2 protein-coding genes are annotated in these 701 nt (G+C 55.2%); one reads left to right on the top strand and one right to left on the bottom strand.

Annotation, left to right across the window (positions count from 1 at the left end; translation table 11 throughout):
- On the top strand, positions 1-186 hold a 186-nt coding region (locus tag HMPREF2572_RS14795), incomplete at its 5' end, for a hypothetical protein (RefSeq protein WP_210385292.1).
- Positions 187-227: 41 nt separating this feature from the next.
- Here the strand turns inward: HMPREF2572_RS14795 and cas6 are convergent.
- A partial coding sequence (gene cas6, locus HMPREF2572_RS05370) for a CRISPR system precrRNA processing endoribonuclease RAMP protein Cas6 (RefSeq protein ID WP_148132292.1) occupies positions 228-701 on the bottom strand: 474 nt, incomplete at its 5' end.

The following is a 701-nucleotide window of genomic DNA, read 5'->3' as shown; positions in this document are numbered from 1 at the left end:
AAGACTTGCCCCACTCATCGGGGATTAAGACCCATCCAACCAATACTGCCCTGCGTTCAGAATTTGTCTGAAGACTTGCCCCACTTATCTGTCTTTCAAGCTTTTCAGACGACCTCAAGCCAAGGTCGTCTGAAAATGTCGGAAAACCTGCCCCACTCATCGGGGATAAAAATCAAACAGCCTTGATGGTTCGTTCCATCAAGGCTGTTTTTGCGTCGGGCGTATTGTCAAGCTGCTTGGATAATGCGGTATTGCCCGTTGCCGAATACCGTTTCTTTGCCCAAGTGCAACCATTGCCCGATATACAGCATTTGCGAGAAGGCGGGCGGAAGGTCGGTCAGCTGCCATGTACCGATTGCGCCGCTAAGGGGCGTAATCTGCTTTTGACGGTTGGAAAACCGGCGGTGTTCGTGCCATGAAAGCCGGGGCGGGACACCTTGTCCGCCGATTTGGGCGGACAGCTCGGCAGCGTTTGCATGATTGCCCCAGTGCAGATGGGCAAGCGTCAGATAGCGGCGCAGGAGCTGGCGCAGGAAAACCGCCTGCGTCAGTTCGGTTTCGCGCAAAATCCTGCCTTTTTGCCGGATACGCAGAGGCGTCAGCAGCTGAATATGCGCTTGGGTGGGATAGCGTTCGGGCAGTCGGATATGGTTGTCGTGCAGCGCGATCGGGCTGCCGCGTTCGCTAATCGTCAGGAAACT

It is taken from the genome of Neisseria sp. HMSC064E01 (assembly GCF_001808875.1).
GTDB classification, from domain to species: Bacteria; Pseudomonadota; Gammaproteobacteria; order Burkholderiales; family Neisseriaceae; genus Neisseria; species Neisseria sicca_A.
Note: the sequence above shows the minus strand (reverse complement) of the source record. Positions and strands in the feature narration are given on the sequence as shown.